Origin of the sequence: Streptomyces xylophagus, assembly GCF_000716435.1 — a bacterium.
Classification (GTDB): domain Bacteria; phylum Actinomycetota; class Actinomycetes; order Streptomycetales; family Streptomycetaceae; genus Streptomyces; species Streptomyces xylophagus.
Window position 1 is genome coordinate 428,931 of sequence record NZ_JNWO01000005.1, and the last position, 16,437, is coordinate 445,367.

Genomic DNA, 16,437 nt, shown 5'->3' on the forward strand with positions numbered 1-16,437 from the left:
GAGTCGTATGCATGCCAGGTATCAGGAGGCCACGATGAAACGATGGATCCGTCTCGCCGGAGCGTTGCTGTCTGCGGGGGGACTGCTCGCGACGGCGGCCTGCGGCGGCTCGTCCGGGAAGCAGTCGGACGGCAAGGCGACGGTCACCCTGATGACCTGGGAGTCCGCCGCCACCAACAAGGCCATCGACCAGGCCCTGACCGGCTTCCACGACCCGAACATCACCGTCAAGCGCGTCGACACCCCCAACGGCAACTACAGCGACAAACTCGCCGCCCTCACCCAGGCGAAGAAGCTCCCCGACCTGTTCTGGTGCGGCAACGACACCGAGCAGCAGTACACCAGCCAGGGCCTCCTCACCGACTGGGCCTCCCGGCTCTCCGGCGCCGCCGACTTCGGCGCGAGCAGCTTCGTCTCCTCCACCATGAAGAACTGGAAGACCGCCGACGGAAAGATCGGCGGTGTTCCCTCCCTGATGAACACCTACGGCATCTGGTACGACGTCGACGCCTTCAAGGCCGCCGGCATCACCGTGCCCGCCGCCGGCTGGACCTGGGACCAGATGTTCGACGCCGCCGCGAAACTGCACGCCAAGGGCGCCAAGTACGGCCTCGTAGCAGACGCGTTGACCTCCACAGACGGTCCCTTCTCCCTCAGCACGTACGCGCTGTCGGCGGGTGGCGCGCCGTTCGCCGACTCCGTCCACCAGCCCACGAAGACGACCATCGACGCGACGTACACCGAAGGCGTCCGCAAGGTCGTCGCCGGCATCAAGAGCGGGGCCGTCGCACCGCCCGGCTATGACATCAGCAACCAGCAGGCGCTGTTCGCCGCAGGACAGATCCCGATGCTGTGGAGCGGCCAGTGGCTGGCCGCAGGCTTCCTCACCGACAAGCCGAAGATCAAGTACGGGTTCGCGCCGCTTCCCCAGGTGACCAAGCCGGCCACCCTGTACGACGCCGTGGGCATCTGCACCCCGTCCTACACCCAGAACGCGGACGCCACCTTCAAGGTCCTCAAGTACCTCGACTCCACGGTGTGGACCAAGGTGCTGCCCGACTCCCCGGTCGCGGCCCCGGCCTATCTCTCCGCCCAGAGCGCCTACTTCGGCGCCCTCGACAAGGCCGGTCTGACGACCGTCGCGTCCACCGTCAAAGCGGGGCTGAGCACGCCGACCACCATCGGCGTGCGCTTCACCACCCAATGGGCCAGCCAGTCCAATGACTTGATCACCGCGTACTGGCCGGACATCCTCAACGGAAAGAAGCCGCTCTCCGACCTCCGGACGATGACCGACAAGATCAACGATGTGATCAAGAGCAACGGTTAGCGTCCCGGACCGAGCGGCGGGCCGGGACCCGAAACGTATCCTGAGAGCGGTCCCGGCCCCGGTACGCGATGGAAGGTTGGTCTTCAACTCACGTGAGCAGTCGTCCCCCGCACCGCCAGAACACCAGGCCCACGATGCGCGATGTCGCGGAGCGAGCCGGAGTCGCCGTCGTCACCGTCTCCCGCGTCGTCAACGGCATCGGAACGGTCCGCGAGGAGACGGCCGAACGCGTCAACGCGGCCATCAGCGCCATCGGATACCAGCGCAACGAGATCGCGCGCTCGCTGCGCCCCGGCCAGAACTCCATGACCATCGGGCTGCTGCTCGGCGACCTCACCAACCCGTTCTACGCCTCCCTCGCCAAGGCCGCCGTCGAAGTCGCCAACGAGGCAGGCTACGCAGTCCTGTTGAGCACGGCCGACGAGGACCCGGAGGTCGAGCGCCGTGCCATCGGGGAGCTGATCGGCCGCCGGGTCGCCGGGCTCATCATCGTCCCCGACCAGGGCGACCACGCCTTCCTCAACGAGATCAACGGCCACGACCACGTGCCCATCGTCTTCGTCGACCGCCCGGCCACCGGCGCCGAGGCCGATGTCGTCCTCGTCGACAACGAGGACGGCGGCCACAAGGCCACCCAGCACCTCATCGACCAGGGCCACCGACGCATCGCGATCCTCGTCGCCCCCTCGTACTACAGCACCGGCCGGAGACTGCGCGGCTACCGCAAGGCGTTGCGCCGCGGCGGCATCGAGCCCGACAACAACCTGGTCGTCACCCTGCGCCGCGGCACCACCGAGGAGGCCGAGTCCGCCACCCGCACCCTGCTCACCTCCGCGCATCCGCCCACCGCGGTCTTCTCCACCACGGGCTTCCTCACCGAGGGCGTCCTACGGGCCTGCCGCGACCTTCAAGTCTCCATCGCCGTCGTGGGTTTCGACGACTTCAAGCTGGCCGACATGCTCCCCACCCCGGTCACCGTCGTCACCTCCGACACCGAGGAACTCGGCCGCCGGGCCGCCCACATCCTGCTGGACCGCATCGACGGCGACGATTCCCCCTCCCACCGCACGGTCCTCCCGGTGCAGCTGATCGCGCGCGGGACAGGGGAGATCAAGCACTCGTAGCAATCAGTACAGCGTCCGCCACTGGGCACGCGGCCACGCGAGCACGGCGTAGATCTGCGCGAGGGCCGCCTGCTGGATCGCCTGGGTGCCACCGGCCGTGTCGAAGTGCACGAGCCCGGTGGCGGGATCGCGCATGGTGTCCCACACCTGGTCGGCGTAGGCGGCCATCGCCCGGTGGTACGTGTCCTTCCCGGTGACCGACTCCAGGAGCAACAGGTTCTTGAAGAAGATCGAGTTGAAGAACACGGGCTGCGTGAACAGCCGCCCCTGCGTGACGTAATAGGCGTACGCGGCGGCGGCAACTCGCTCCGCCTGACGCAGATAGGCGCGGTCCCGGGTGACCTCGTAGAGGAGAACATTGACCCCGACCGGCACGCCCTGGTTGTAGGACCAGAAGGTCTTCTCGACGGTCCCCTGCAGGTCAAGGTGGTCCCAGTACAGGCCACTTGGGCTCTGGAGATGCGTGTTCGTCCAGTCGTGGAAGCGTCTCGCCCAGTCCAGGTAGTCGGCCTCGCCGGTGATCTGGTGCAGGCGCAGGGCGAGTTGGGCGCCCGGCATGTTCGACACGGTGTTGCGGTCGTGGCTCCAGTTGGCCTGGGTCCAGAAGACCCCGCCCGGTGCGGCATGACCGCCGTCGGTGTCCCAGCCCGACCTGACCAGGGCGAAGATCTCCTTCGCGCGGGCCAGCGCGGCGGTGTCCCTGGTCTGCAGATGGCGCTGCACCTTGGCCAGGCCGACCCATTCGTTGTCGTCGTAGAACATGTCACCGCCCGAGCCGTACGGCTCGACGGGGTAGGAGGCGTAACCGGGAAGCCCGGTCGTCCCGCCGCCCGCATTCCAGAAGTGCTCCTGCGCCGCCGCCCGTCGGGCCAGCTCCGGCTCGAACGACGCGTCCACGGCGGTGAGATCGAGCGCGGCGATGTGTACCTGCGAGAAGGGCCATTCGTACGAGTACGGGTTGTCGCCGGCCGCCGCCGGAATCTGCTCGTGGACTAGCCCCGAGCCGTCGGTCGTGTCGAAGTGTCTCTTCAGCGCGGAGTAGGTGGCTGTGGCGCGGGACAACGCCCGTGTGGGGCTCGGTCGTTCCGCTGCGGCTGCCGGTGTGGCGGCCATCGCTGTCAGCGCGGCCAGACCGGAACCGACCATCACTCGCCGGGAGGGGCGCAGGGACATGGGGCCTCCAAGGATGCGGGTGATGGAAACGTTGCCATCGACTCAGGAGACCGTCAACGCATCTGACGACACGGGCAGTTCACTCCCGGGACATTTTGGTCCGGACCATTGACGGTGCAGCTCGGCTGAGGGAATCTTCACGATGGTTACGTTTCCACAGGTTCCGAAGGCGAGTCCGTCCAGCCCCCCACGGCGAAGCAGGAGACCTCGACATGACCGTCCCGTCCCCCTTCAAGAGACGCCTGAGCGCCGTCCTCACGATGGTGCTGCTGCTGGCCCTCGTCCCGGCGCTCCTGGTGCTGCGCGCCGCACCGCCCGCTCAGGCCCTCGACAACGGGCTGGCCAGGACGCCCCCGATGGGCTGGAACGACTGGAACGCCTTCGGCTGCAACGTGACCGAGCAACTCGTCGAGCAGACCGCCGACTACCTCGTCTCCTCCGGGCTGAAGGACGCCGGGTACCAGTACGTCAACATCGACGACTGCTGGATGACCTCGGCCCGCAACGCGGCGGGGCAACTCGTCCCCGATCCGGTCAAGTTCCCGAACGGCATCAGCGGCACCGCCGCCTACGTGCACAGCAAGGGCCTCAAGCTCGGCATCTACGAGAGCGCGGGCACCGCCACCTGCGCGGGCTACCCCGGCAGCCTCGGCCACGAGCAGACGGACGCCAACAGCTTCGCCGCGTGGGGCGTGGACTACCTCAAGTACGACAACTGCAACCACCAGAACGTGCCCGACCAGCAGCGCTACACCGCGATGCGCGACGCCCTCGCCAACACCGGCCGCCCGATCGTCTACAGCCTCTGCAACTGGGGCCTCGCCGACGTGTGGACCTGGGGTGCGGGCGTCGGCAACAGCTGGCGCACCACAGACGACATCAACGTCAACTTCTCGACGGTGGTGTCCATTTACAAGGCCAACGTCAAGCTCGCCGCGTACGCCAAGCCGGGCGCCTGGAACGACCCCGACATGCTGGAGGTCGGCAACGGCATGTCGTTCACCGAGGACCGCTCCCACTTCAGCCTCTGGTCGGAGATGGCCGCCCCGCTGATCGCCGGCACCGACCTCCGCAAGGCCTCCGCCGCCACGCTCTCCCTCTACGGCAACAAGGACGTCATCGCCGTGGACCAGGACTCCCTGGGCAAGCAGGGCACCGAGATCTCCAACTCGGGCGGCCTGCACGTCCTTTCCAAGCCCCTCGCGAACGGCGACGTCTCGGTGGTCCTCTTCAACGAGAACTCCTCGGCCGCCACCATCACCACCTCCGCGACGGCGGCCGGCCTCCCCTCTGCGTCCTCGTACAAGCTCAACAACCTCTGGTCGCACGTGATCAGCAGCACCAGCGGCTCCATCTCGGCGAGCGTCCCCGGCCACGGCTCGGTCATGTACCGGGTCTCCACCGGCAGCGGTACCAGCGTCGGCACCACCCACCCCCTGATCGGCGCCTCCTCCAACCGTTGCCTGGACGCCTACAACGGCGAGACCACCCCCGGCACCAAGATCGAGATCTGGGACTGCGGCGGCGGCACCAACCAGGCCGTGACCATCACCGCCGCCGGTGAACTCCGGCTCTACGGCGGCACCCAGTGCCTGGACGCCTACAACAACCAGACCAGCAACGGCACCAAGGTGCAGCTCTACACCTGCAACGGCGGCGCCAACCAGAAGTGGAGCCTCAACCCCAACGGCACCATCACGGGCACCCAGTCGGGCCTCTGCCTCGACGTCACCGGCGGCGACCAGGCGGCCGGCAACGTCAACGGCATCGCGCTCGAACTCTGGACCTGCAACGGCGGCGCCAACCAGCAGTGGCGCCTGGGCTGACCTCCCGCATCCCCCCACCCCCCATGGAGCCGGCATGAACTCAACAGCAAGACGTATCGGGCGAGTCGGGACCGGTCTGATCGCCGCCCTGGCCCTGTTCATGCCGGTCTCCACCGGCGTCGCGACCGCCGCAGCCGAGGCGACGATCTGCAACAAGTACTGCGACGCCCGCGACCCGGCCCTGTCCCCGGGTGACCGCCAACCGGTGTCGGCCACCATCTACTCCCGCAGCATCGTCCTGCACTTCGACGACACCGACGCGATGGGCTGGGCCTCGATCACCAACGGCAGCCCCGGCGATGAAGTCTGGCTCGACCGCTCCTTCGACGGCGGCCGCACCTGGAGTTCGGGCAGCAAGCTCGGCGACACCACCATCCCTGCGGGGCAAGGCGGTTGGCGCACCCTGATGTACAACGTCGACGACTGGAACGCCCTCGGCGTCGGCGCCCTGCGCGCCTGCGGCAAGGCCGGCGACCGGGCCGAGATCGCCTGCACGGCGTGGGCCCGGACGACCTGGAATGCGGGCAGCCGCCCAACTGCCGCCGCCACCGCGCTGATGCAGTCGTACAACCTGGGCACCGGCCTGTTCGACACCACCGGCTGGTGGAACTCGGCCAACGCCCTGACCGCCCTCATCGACAACATCCGCGTGACCGGCATGGGCAGCTACAAGTACGCCATCGCCAACACCTACGACCGCAATCTCTCCGCGCAGGGCGGAAACTTCACCAACGACTACATCGACGACACGGGCTGGTGGGGACTGGCCTGGGTCGACGCGTACGACCTCACCGGCGACAGCCGGTACCTCAACACCGCCCGTGCGGACGCCGATTACATGGCGCGGTACTGGGACTCCACGTGCGGCGGGGGAGTGTGGTGGAGCACGGCGAAGACCTACAAGAACGCCATCGCCAACTCCCTCTACCTGGAGCTGAACGCGGCCCTGCACAACCGCATCGCCGGCGACACGACCTACCTCGGCCGGGCCAACGCCGAGTGGTCGTGGTTCAAGGGCACCGGCATGATCAACGGCTCCCATCTGGTCAACGACGGCATCAACCTGGCGACCTGCGGCAACAACGGCGACACGACGTGGTCGTACAACCAGGGCGTGCTGCTGGGCGGCCTGTCGGAGCTGTACCGGGCGACCGGTGACGCCACCCTGCTCACCACCGGTCGGCAGATCGGCGACGCCTCGACCACGTCGACCGCCCTCAACTCCGGCGGAATCCTCCGGGAACCCTGCGAGACCAGCGGTTGCGGCGGCGACGGCCCGTCCTTCAAGGGTGCCTACATCCGGGGGCTGAGCGCCTTCAACTCCCGTCTGTCCGACCGCCCTTACACCACCTACATCAAACGCCAGGCCGACACCGCATATGCGAACGACCGCAACTCCCTTGACGCATACGGCCTTCACTGGGCCGGACCACTGGACTCCACCGACGCGGCCCGGCAACAGAGCGCGCTCGACCTGATGAACGCGGCGAACTGACGCACAGTCACTCACCCCTCGCCGGTGAGCAGCCGGCGTGGGTTGGCGATGCGGAAGGCGTACGCCGCCGCTCCGCCGAGCCCGTAGCCCGGATAGCGCGGCGGCTCCGCGTACGGCCGGTCCGAGCCCTGCACCACGGCGTTCACACCGAGGGCGCGCACGGTCGCCTCGACGGCGGTCGGGCCGTACGACGAGGTCTCGACGAACACGCCGAGGTCGGCCTCCGCGCGCCGTCCGCTCCGGGCGGCCAGCCGCTCCCCGTGCAGCGGGGCGAGCCCGGCCAGCAGCGCGAAGCACACCCGCAGGCGGGGATGGCGTGGGCGGCCGAAGGCGCGGAAGGCGTACCAGGCGGCGTGCATCTGCTGGACGTACGGCACCATCGCGGGCCACCAGGCGGGATCCTCCGCATCGCCGGTCGCGGGGCCCGGGTGGACGAAGAGCGGGAGGTCGCGTTCTTCGAGGAGATCGAGGAGCGGGGCGCAGCGGGCGTAACCGGCGGCATCGGCAAGGGAGTTGGCGGGAAGCTGGAGGCCGACGAAGCCGCGGTCGAGGTCCTTGGCGGTCGCGTCCGCGTCGACGTCCCGTACACAGGCCGCGGCCCACGCCCCGAACGGCTCGGGCAGCGCCGCCGCGCCGTCGTGATAGGCGTCGAGCAGGGGCCGTGCCTCGTCGGCGGGCAGCCACTCCACGCCGATCGGCGCGGACAGCGAGACCAGGGCCCGGCCCAGGCCTTCGGCGACGGCGAGTTCCGCGCGCTGGGCGACATCGTGGTCGGCGGGCGGTATCTCGAAGGGCGGTTCACCGGCCAGGAACAGGGTCCAGCCGTCCAGGTACGGCGGTTCGCGGCGGGCGCGCAGGGCCGTCACCAGCGAAGGGGTCCACAGATGCTGGTGTACGTCGACGTTGGTCATGTCACTTCTCCCGCCAAGGCGTTCAGTGTGCTGCGGACGTCGTCGGACCCCAGGATGTCGCGGCTCACCGTCTCCACGTCCACGCCGTGCGGCCGGTCGTCGTTCAGGGTGGGCACGAGCTTCCGGATCGCGCGGTGCAGAAACTCCGGTCCCCGCCCCAGCGCGGCCGGCGCCGTCAGATCCACCGCCTGCGCGGCCACCACCGCCTCCACAGCGAGGAGTTGGCGCAGCCGGCCGAGCATCGTCGTCAACCGCCGTGCCCCGAGCGCCGCGTTGGTCGAGTCGTCCTCGACGGAGTCGGCACCCTGACGTGGATCGGTGCACACCGGGGTCGACAGCATGCGGATCTCGGCGACGAGCGCCTGCGCCGTCTTGACCAGCGGCGCGAACCCCGAGCGCTCCGGGCCGTACGGGGAGAGGTTCGCGGGCAGTCCGCTCACCGCCGGGTCGAGCAGTCGGCGCATGCGTTCGGCGGAGATCGAGGCCGTCTGGGTCAGGGCCAGCGCGAGGGTGTCGTAGGCGAGGGCCAGGGCAGGGGTGTGGAAGTTCCCGGACGAGAGGATCTCGCCGGTGCCGGGCGGCGCCGGTGCCGGTGCCTGCGGCTCGTCGCCGGTGTCTGTCAGCATTTTCGGGGCGTCTGCGGCGGCGGTCGGCGCCCTCGGGCCGGCGCCGGCACCAGTCGGCACCTCGGAGCCGTCTCCGGCACTGCTCAACTCTTCCGCGTCAGCCTCGGTACCGCTCAGCTCTTCCGTGCCGTCCCCGGCACCGCTTAGCCCTTCCGCGTCAGCCCCGATACCGCTCAGCCCCTCTGTGTCAGCCCCGGCACTGCTCAGCCCCTCTGTGTCAGCCCCGGCACTGCTCAGCCCCTCTGTGTCAGCCCCGATACCGCTCAGCTCTTCCGCGCCAGCCCCGGCACCGCTCAGCCCCTCTGCGCCAGCCCCGGCACCGCTCAACCCCTCCGCGCCACCCCCGACACCGCCCAGCACCACCGGATTGTCCCCGCACCCGTTCAACTCCGGCATCAGCGCGGCGTCAGCGAAGTCCAGGGCGGCATACGCGGCGCCGTGCACCTGGGCGGCGCAGCGCAGGCTCACCGGGTCCTGCACGCGGCGCGCGTTGCGAGGATCGCCCAGTTCACCGCCGTCCAGCAGGGCGAGCAGTTCGGCCGCCGCCCGGGACTGCCCGGGGGCGGGGCGCAGGCCCAGCACCCGGGGGTCGAGCGGGCTGGTGTTGGCCCGGAAGCCCTCGTAGGTCAGCGCCGTGACCGCCTGCGCCAGCGCGAGAACCGCGCCCGCCTCGTGCAGGGCGAGTGCGCCGACGCCGGCCGCCAACGGGCTCGCGCTGCACAGCACATGGCCGTCCTTCGGACCGAGTCGGGCCGGGATGAGCCCTGCCCGGCGCAGGGCCGTGGCGCCGTCGAGCACCTCACCGCCGCACTCCGCGCTGCCCTCACCGATGACGACGAGACCGACATGCGCCATCTGGCACAGATCGGAGGCGCCGATCGACCCCACCTCGGGGATCACCGGATGCACCCGCGCGTTGAGCAGGTCCACGAGCAGCCGTGGGATCTCCGGCCGCACTCCGCTGCCGCCGCCCGCGAGTCCGTTGACCCGGGCGAGGAGAGCCGCCCGTACGACAGTGACCGGCAGTGGATCGCCGACCGCGTTCGCCCGGCCCCGGACCGTGCGGACGCTGAACGCGTCGAGTTCCGCGCGAGGCAGGGCGTAGGAGGAGCGGGCGCCGAGTCCCGTCGTCAGGCCGTACGTCGGCACCTGCCGGTCGACCACGTCGTCCACGATTGCCCGTTCGCGCACCAGACGCGACAACACCCCGTCCGCCAGGGCGACTTGGGCGCCGTGGTGGGCGACGGCGACGACATCGCCGTAGGACAGCGTCCGTCCGTCGACGACGACCTCGGTCACCAATGGTTTCTCCCCATGTCCTGTCATGTGTGAACCTAGCGCCTGGGGTCCCGATGATCGAGTGGTGAGGAGCAGGGGGCGGGCGTACCGTCGAACGGTGAGTATGTAGTGGACGGAGCCGTTCACTTGCCTCCCGTGAGTGCGAACCACCATGAGCAGCAGCCCTCAGGAAGCCTCCACAGCGCAGACCACCACCCCGGAAACGGGCGGTGGCGGAAGCACCATGGCCCTGTTGGTCATCGCGTCCTGTCAGTTGATGGTGGTCCTCGACATCACCATCGTGAACATCGCGCTCCCGCACATCCAGAGCTCCCTGGGGTTCTCCACCACGAGCCTGGCCTGGGTCGTCAACGCCTACACCCTCACCTTCGGCGGTCTGCTGCTGCTCGGTGGGCGGGCCGGTGACATTCTCGGCCGGCGGCGGGTGTTCGTGTTCGGGGTGCTGCTCTTCGTGCTCGCCTCCCTGCTCGGCGGGCTGTCGCAGAACTCCGGTGAACTCCTCGCCGCCCGCGCCCTCCAGGGCGTCGGCGGTGCCATCGCCTCCCCGACCTCCCTCGCCCTGATCAGCACGACGTTCCGCGAAGGCCCGGAGCGCAACCGGGCGTTCGGGGTCTTCGCCGGTGTCTCGGCCGGCGGCGGCGCGATCGGGCTGCTGATGGGCGGAATCCTCGTCGAGTGGCTGAACTGGCGGTGGGTGCTCTTCGTCAACGTGCCCATCGGACTGCTCATCGTCCTCGCCACCCCGCGCTGGATCCGCGAGTCCGAACGCCACCCGGGCCACTTCGACATCACCGGCGCGCTGACCTCCACCGTGGGCATGGTGCTGCTGGTCTACGGCTTCATCCGGGCCGCGCAGGAGGGCTGGAGCGACTGGCTCACCCTTGCCTCGTTCGCCGCGGCCGTGGTGGTCCTCGCGGTGTTCGTCCTGGTCGAGCGGCGCTCCCGGCAGCCGATCACCCCGCTGCACATGTTCCGCGACCGCAACCGCGCCGGGACGTACGGCATCATGCTCTGCCTCGCCGCCGCGATCTTCGGCATGTTCTTCTTCCTCACGCTCTTCGTGCAGGACGTGCTGGGCTTCAGCCCGCTCATGGCCGGCTTCGCCTTCCTGCCGGTCAGTGCCGTGATCGCGGTCGGCGCGGGCCTGGCCTCGCGGTTCCTGCCGACGTACGGGCCCAAGCCCTTCATGGTGGTGGGCGCGGTCCTCGCGGCGGGCGGTCTGTCCTGGCTGACGCTGACCGACGTCCACTCCACCTACCTGGGCAGCGTCCTCGGCCCGATGCTGGTGTTCAGCCTCGGCATGGGCATGGAGTTCGTCTCGCTGACCCTGATGGCGCTCTCCGACGTACCGGTCCAGGAGACCGGTGCGGCCTCCGGACTCCTCAACGCCATGCAACAGGTGGGCGGTTCGCTCGGTCTGTCCATCCTGGTCACGATGTTCGGTACGGCGAGCAGGAACGAGGCGAAGGACCAGATTCCCGCGTTCCTGTCCCGGGCGACCCCGGCCGAGCGCATCCGTTTCCAGCGCACCGGCCAACTCCCGGGCACCTGGGGCGAGCACGTCCTCACCGCCGGTGTCTCGGCCGCGTTCGTCATGGCGGCGATCTTCACCGTCGTCGCCGCGCTGATCGCCGTCGTCGTGATCCAGGTCCGCCCCTCCGACCTGGAACGCCTCAAGGGAGGCACGGGAGTTGGACCGGTCTGAGTGTCAACTCCCGTGATACGTCTGAGTGTCAACTCCCGTGATACGGCGGCTCTTTCGGGATGCGCTGCTCGAACCACACCACCTTGCCCGTGCTCAGCCGGGTCGCCCCCCAGCGCTGCGCGAGCCGGTCGACCAGGAACAGTCCGCGACCGCCCTCGTCACCCGGCGCCGCCTGTCGCATCCGGGGCACCAGGGGCGAGTCGTCGGTCACCTCGCAGCGCAGCACGTCGGTGCGCAGCAGCCGTAGCGAGATCGGGCGTGAGGCGTACCGCACGGCGTTCGTGACGACCTCGCTGACCATGAGTTCCGTGCTGTCGAGCAGGTCGTCCAGGCCCCAGCGGCGCAGCACCCTGCGGGTCAGCCGGCGGGCCTGGCCCGCGGTGAGCGGGTGGGGGTCGAGGTGCCAGTAGCCGACGCTGTCCGGGGGAAAGCCGTCGAAGCGGGCGGTGAGCAGGGCGATGTCGTCGTCGCGGGGGCCCGGTGCCAGCGTGGTGAGGATGCGGTCGCACAGCCGCTCCAGCGAGGCGAGGCGGTGTCCGTGCCGGGTGGACTGGAGGTGGGTGCGCAGGGTCTCGACACCCGTCCCCACGTCCGTGTCCCGGGACTCGACCAGGCCGTCGGTGTACAGCACCAGGGTCGTGCCGGTGGGCGCGGGCATCTCCACGGACTCGAAGACGACGCCGCCGACGCCGATCGGCGCGCCCGGCGGCACGCGCAGGACCTCCGCGTGGCCGTTCGGGCGCAGCAGTACGGCGGGCGGGTGGCCGGCGTTGGCCATGAGCAGGCGGTGCGAGATCGGGTCGTAGATCGCGTACAGGCAGGTCGCGATGTGGTCGCTGCCGAGCCGCTGGGCCTGTTCGTCGAGGTGGTGCAGCACCTCGTGCGGGGGGAGGTCGAGGCCGGCGAGGGTCTGCACGATGGTGCGCAGCTGGCCCATGATCGCGGCGGAGGTCATGGAGTGGCCCATGACGTCGCCGACGATCAGCGCGACCCGGTTTCCGGGCAGCGGTATCGCGTCGTACCAGTCCCCGCCGACCTGCGCGGTCTTCGAGGCGGGCAGATAGCGGCTGGCCAGCTGGACGCCGGTCGGCTCGGGCAGGGACGACGGCAGCATCGTGCGCTGGAGCGTGTCCGCCACGGAGGCCTCGTGGCCGTACATCACCGCCTTCTGGACGCCGATGGCGGTGTGGGTGGCCAGCTGGGAGGCGACGAGGAGGTCGTCGCCGGTGAACGCGGGCCGCTCGGGGCGGCGCAGCAGGACGACGGTGCCCATGACGTGGTGGCGGCCGTGCAGCGGGGCGATGATCAGCCGGCGGCCCGGCGGCAGTGTGCCCGGCGCGCTCGCCGCGGGACCGAGCAGCTCGGCCACCGCGGGGCCGATGTCCGGCGCGTCGCCGAAGGCCGGCTGCCCGGCCAGGAGCAGCTTCGAGAGCCGGCCGTCGGGCATCGGCTGTACCCGCTCGGTCACGCTCGCGTACTCGGCGTGCGGCATCAGGAGGGCGGTCCTGGCCTCCGGCGCCCGGTCGACGCTGTGCAACAGCAGGACGACGGGCGCGGCCGACCTCTCGTCCCCCATGGGCAGCGGATCGTGCAGGTGGATGACGATCGCGTCGGCGAAGGCGGGCACCGCCGCCCACCGCAGCTCCCGCAGCGTCTCGTCCAGGTCCATCCCGCGCGCTATCCGCCGGGTGGCCACATCCAGGTACTGGAGCCGGTCGGTCTGCGGTGCGGGCACCGGCGACGCGACGGGCCCCGAGCCGCTCGACGAGCCGCCTCGCCGGGAGCTTCCGGCGGGGCCTTCGCGGGGGCTGTGCTGCTCCGTCACGCTTCGTCCCGTCCACTGGTGCGGCGCTGGCCGCCGTGTCGGTGCTACGGCCTCAGTCGCGCCGTCGGCAGCAGAGGAAGACCTGTTCCTCGGGCGGGACGTCGCCGGCCGCCGGAGCGTAGGTGTAGGAGGTCTCCTTCACGATCTCGAAGCCGGCCGTGTCCAGGATCTTGTGCAGGTCGTCGAGGAGATACCCGGAGACCCTGATCGTGTTGCCGAGGAACGGGATCGCGAAGTCGTCCACATGGGCCTCCACCATCGACAGGGCGAACAGACCGCCCGGAGTCAGCAGATGGTGGATCGTGCGCAGCGCGAGGGGAATCTCCGCGCGCGGCAGCATCAGCAGGGAGAAGAACGCGGCGACGCCGTCGAAACGGCCCAGGTCGGTGGGGCCGCCCGGGCGCAGGTCCGCGAGATCCAGCTGGTGGAAGGTGGCGGTGGGGACGTACTTCCGGGCCAGCTCCACCATCCCCCCGGACAGGTCCACCCCCACGACATCGAGGCCCGCGTCCGTGAGCTGCCGGGCGGTCGGCACGCCTGTGCCGCTGCCGAGGTCCAGCACGCGGGAGCCCGGATCGAGGGACGCGATCAGCCACTCACCGGCGCCGACCTGGCCCTCCTTGTGCGGGAAGGCCTCGTCGTATCGGTCGCCGATGGCATCGAAGGCCTCGGCCTGACCTGAGCGGTCGAGCCGCAGGCTCTCGTAGCCGGCCCCGTCGTTCGCTCTGCTCACTGAAGTGGCCTTTCGTCCGCGCATAGAGGATTGTCCCACAAGTGCGTGAAGAGCGGTTTAGACAGAAAAACGCCGTGAGGGGCGCCCTGGGGCACCCCTCACGGCACGTCGAGGGCGAGGAAAGCGAACGGACTGGATTTAATGCCCGAAGGCAGCTGAGAAGGAAGCCCGCTCATGGCCTCGCCGAGGTCGACGCTATCAGTCAGTCGGGGATCAGGTCGCGCAGGTTTTCGAGAGTGACGATCCGCGATCCCGCGGGCAGTTCGTCCGGGCGGCGCAGACCGATGAAGGTGACCGGACCGTCCGGGACGGTCTCGCCGTCCCACAGCGTCACTTCGGTCGCCTCCCCGGTCATCAGGCCGACGAGATGGCGCACCGTGAGCTGCTCCCGCTCCACGATGCCGCGCAGCAGGTTGGCCACCGTCACCCGGTTCTCCTCCACCCGGTTCGCCGACGGGCTGCCCTTGAGGTACAGGTGCAGCCACTTCGCCCGCCAGCGGCCGTCGTCCCCGCGCAGGAACACCAGCGGCAGCGCGACCCGGCCCGCACCGCGCAGCTCCGACTTCATGCGCACGGTACGCGGCTCGAACGGCCGCCCCTTCTGCTCGCCCTCGCGCAGCATGAACCCGAAGAAGGACTCCTCGACCTCCTCGAAGCCCTCGCCCGCGAAGATGTTGACCTGCGGCACGATGAACGCCCCGCGCACGGCACCCAGCCGCAGATTGATGAACTCCGAGGCCCCGTCGGGTGCTTCGACGATGTCACCGGAGTGCTCACCCTCGACGTCGGTGAGCGAGGTGTACGACAACCAGGTGTTCGTCGAGTAGTCCGCGTTGAGCATCAGCGCCGACAGGTCGAAGTCGGTACGCTGCTCGGCCTCCTTCCAGTACACAAAGAAGCGCAGCAACTCGCCCTCCACCGCCGACACGGACCCGCGCGGCAGCACCCCGAGCCCGGCCGCCGTCGCCTTCCCGCTCAACGGCAGCGCCACGTCGAGCACCTCCGGATCGACCAACAGCCGCTCCGGACAAGGCAGTCGACGCCGCGTCTCGTCGTCGAGCACGGCAATCAGCCGCGCCCGCTCCACCGGTCCTACGACCGCCCGCTCGTCGTCGGTGACCCAGGCACGGCCGCGCCGGTTCACGAACACCCGCAACTCCCCGGTGTCCCGGGCCCTGTTGTGCAGGTGCTCGCGCACCGAGAGCACGACCCGGCCGGACACCTCGGGCGCCACTTCCTCGGCGGCGGCCACCACGGTGTCCCGCTCCTCTTGCGTGAGCGCGGTGCGCAGCAGACGGTCCAGCGCGCGGAACAGCTTGCCGGGCGCGGATTTCAGCAGCTTCACCGCCCCCAACACGTCGTTCTCCGCGAGGAGTTCTTCGACCCGGCCGTCGAAGGACCGCACCTTCAGCTCACCGCGCGCGACCGCGAACACCTCGGCGGCGTGCGGCCACTGCGGGTACTCGTGCGGATGCAGCCGCTCACCGAGCCGCTTCCACTCCTCCCGGTGCACGCCCACGTCGGCGAGCTTGACGGGAGACGCGGCGACCACCGAGTCCAGCGCTGCGAGCAGTGCCCGCCGCACCGGACGGGACAGCGACCGGAAGCGGGTCGGCTCCGCCAGCGTCACATCGCCGTCCGACATCGCGCAGGCCAGCCGCAGCACATCGGTGACGGTGTCCACCAGCAGCTCCGAACCGGCCGTCAGCCGGGCCTGGTTGACGACCGCGCGGTTCTCCCGGACCGGGATCACCTCGGGCTGCGGCCCGTCGACACACCGCTCGGCCAACGCCCGCAGATCCCGCAGGTGCTCCTCGCTCAGCGGTGTGCCGCTGCCCGCCAACGCCAGGTACAGGGCAGTGAGTTCGTCGTCCAGGTCACCGCCAGGGTGCAGCACCGTGAGCCGGTCGCCCGCCGCCGCGATCAACTCGTCCTGCGCGGCCAGCATGTCGGCGTACGTGTGCTGATACCTGCCGTAGGTCGGCAGGTCGAGCAGGTTCACCACGCCGGTGCGCAGCTGCTTGAGCGTCGCGGCCGGGGTGTCCTTGTCGCGGAACGCCTCGGCGACGCACGACATCCAGAAGTCCACGGTGTCCGGCACGTTGGCCGGGAAGTCGATGAAGTAGACGTTGTGCCGGACGTGATCACCGACCAGCTCGCGGACGGTCGGCAGGGTGTTCGCGGCGATGCCGACGACCGTCTCCTCGGACAGCCCCGACAGTCGTTCCAGCAGCTCCGGGGAGAGCTTGAAGCCCACGGACAGCAGCGCGGCGTCCAACTGCCGTGCGGCGGTGGCGCCTTCGCCCACGGGACCGGTGGGCGTGGGGACGCGGAACGTGTGCCGGATGACCAGCGGTTCGAGTCGGTCGATCATTCCGACATGCTCCCAG

At 69.8% G+C, this 16,437-nt stretch carries 11 protein-coding genes; 5 read left to right on the forward strand and 6 right to left on the reverse strand.

Features of this window, described 5'->3' with window-relative positions; translation table 11 throughout:
* Positions 1–34: 34 nt before the first annotated feature.
* Positions 35–1,330 carry an ABC transporter substrate-binding protein gene (locus OO70_RS13225; RefSeq protein WP_043668841.1) on the forward strand — a complete coding sequence of 432 codons (1,296 nt, stop codon included), beginning with the start codon at positions 35–37 and terminating at the stop codon, positions 1,328–1,330.
* Between the two features lie 92 nt (positions 1,331–1,422).
* Complete coding sequence (locus tag OO70_RS13230) at positions 1,423–2,454, forward strand: LacI family DNA-binding transcriptional regulator (RefSeq protein ID WP_234336835.1); 1,032 nt, start codon at positions 1,423–1,425, stop codon at positions 2,452–2,454.
* Positions 2,455–2,457: 3 nt separating this feature from the next.
* Here the strand turns inward: OO70_RS13230 and OO70_RS13235 are convergent, their stop codons facing one another.
* The gene (locus OO70_RS13235; RefSeq protein ID WP_043668847.1) at positions 2,458–3,627 is read right to left on the reverse strand and encodes a glycoside hydrolase family 76 protein; all 1,170 of its coding nucleotides are present in this window, start codon (positions 3,625–3,627) and stop codon (positions 2,458–2,460) included.
* Between the two features lie 212 nt (positions 3,628–3,839).
* Between OO70_RS13235 and OO70_RS13240 the strand changes: the two genes are divergently transcribed.
* Both OO70_RS13240 and OO70_RS13245 read left to right on the forward strand, forming a co-directional pair.
* Entirely contained in the window at positions 3,840–5,453 is a 1,614-nt protein-coding gene (locus OO70_RS13240) for a glycoside hydrolase family 27 protein (RefSeq protein ID WP_043668850.1), read from the forward strand.
* Positions 5,454–5,487: 34 nt separating this feature from the next.
* A complete protein-coding gene (locus OO70_RS13245) occupies positions 5,488–6,948 on the forward strand; it encodes a glycoside hydrolase family 76 protein (protein ID WP_043668854.1) in 1,461 nt (486 codons plus the stop codon).
* Between the two features lie 11 nt (positions 6,949–6,959).
* Here the strand turns inward: OO70_RS13245 and OO70_RS13250 are convergent, their stop codons facing one another.
* A complete protein-coding gene (locus OO70_RS13250) occupies positions 6,960–7,859 on the reverse strand; it encodes an amidohydrolase family protein (RefSeq protein WP_043668857.1) in 900 nt (299 codons plus the stop codon).
* A complete protein-coding gene (locus OO70_RS55955; protein WP_078651375.1) occupies positions 7,856–9,784 on the reverse strand; it encodes an aromatic amino acid lyase in 1,929 nt (642 codons plus the stop codon). The genes OO70_RS13250 and OO70_RS55955 overlap by 4 nt, the downstream gene beginning before the upstream one ends.
* A 223-nt stretch (positions 9,785–10,007) precedes the next feature.
* On the opposite strand from OO70_RS55955, the gene OO70_RS13265 reads away from it, so the two are divergent.
* Positions 10,008–11,489 (forward strand): MFS transporter, encoded by a 1,482-nt coding sequence (locus OO70_RS13265; protein WP_043668859.1) that lies wholly within the window; start codon positions 10,008–10,010, stop codon positions 11,487–11,489.
* A gap of 28 nt (positions 11,490–11,517) precedes the next feature.
* On the opposite strand, the gene OO70_RS13270 is transcribed toward OO70_RS13265, so the two are convergent.
* The 3 genes from OO70_RS13270 to OO70_RS13280 all read right to left on the reverse strand — a co-directional run bounded on the left by OO70_RS13270 (position 11,518) and on the right by OO70_RS13280 (position 16,421).
* On the reverse strand, positions 11,518–13,158 hold the full coding sequence (locus OO70_RS13270) for a SpoIIE family protein phosphatase (protein ID WP_407702767.1): 1,641 nt from the start codon (positions 13,156–13,158) through the stop codon (positions 11,518–11,520).
* A gap of 208 nt (positions 13,159–13,366) precedes the next feature.
* Positions 13,367–14,047, reverse strand: coding sequence for a class I SAM-dependent DNA methyltransferase (locus OO70_RS13275; protein ID WP_043668865.1), 681 nt, complete (start codon positions 14,045–14,047; stop codon positions 13,367–13,369).
* A gap of 202 nt (positions 14,048–14,249) precedes the next feature.
* Complete coding sequence (locus tag OO70_RS13280; RefSeq protein WP_043668867.1) at positions 14,250–16,421, reverse strand: TerD family protein; 2,172 nt, start codon at positions 16,419–16,421, stop codon at positions 14,250–14,252.
* Positions 16,422–16,437: the final 16 nt, after the last annotated feature.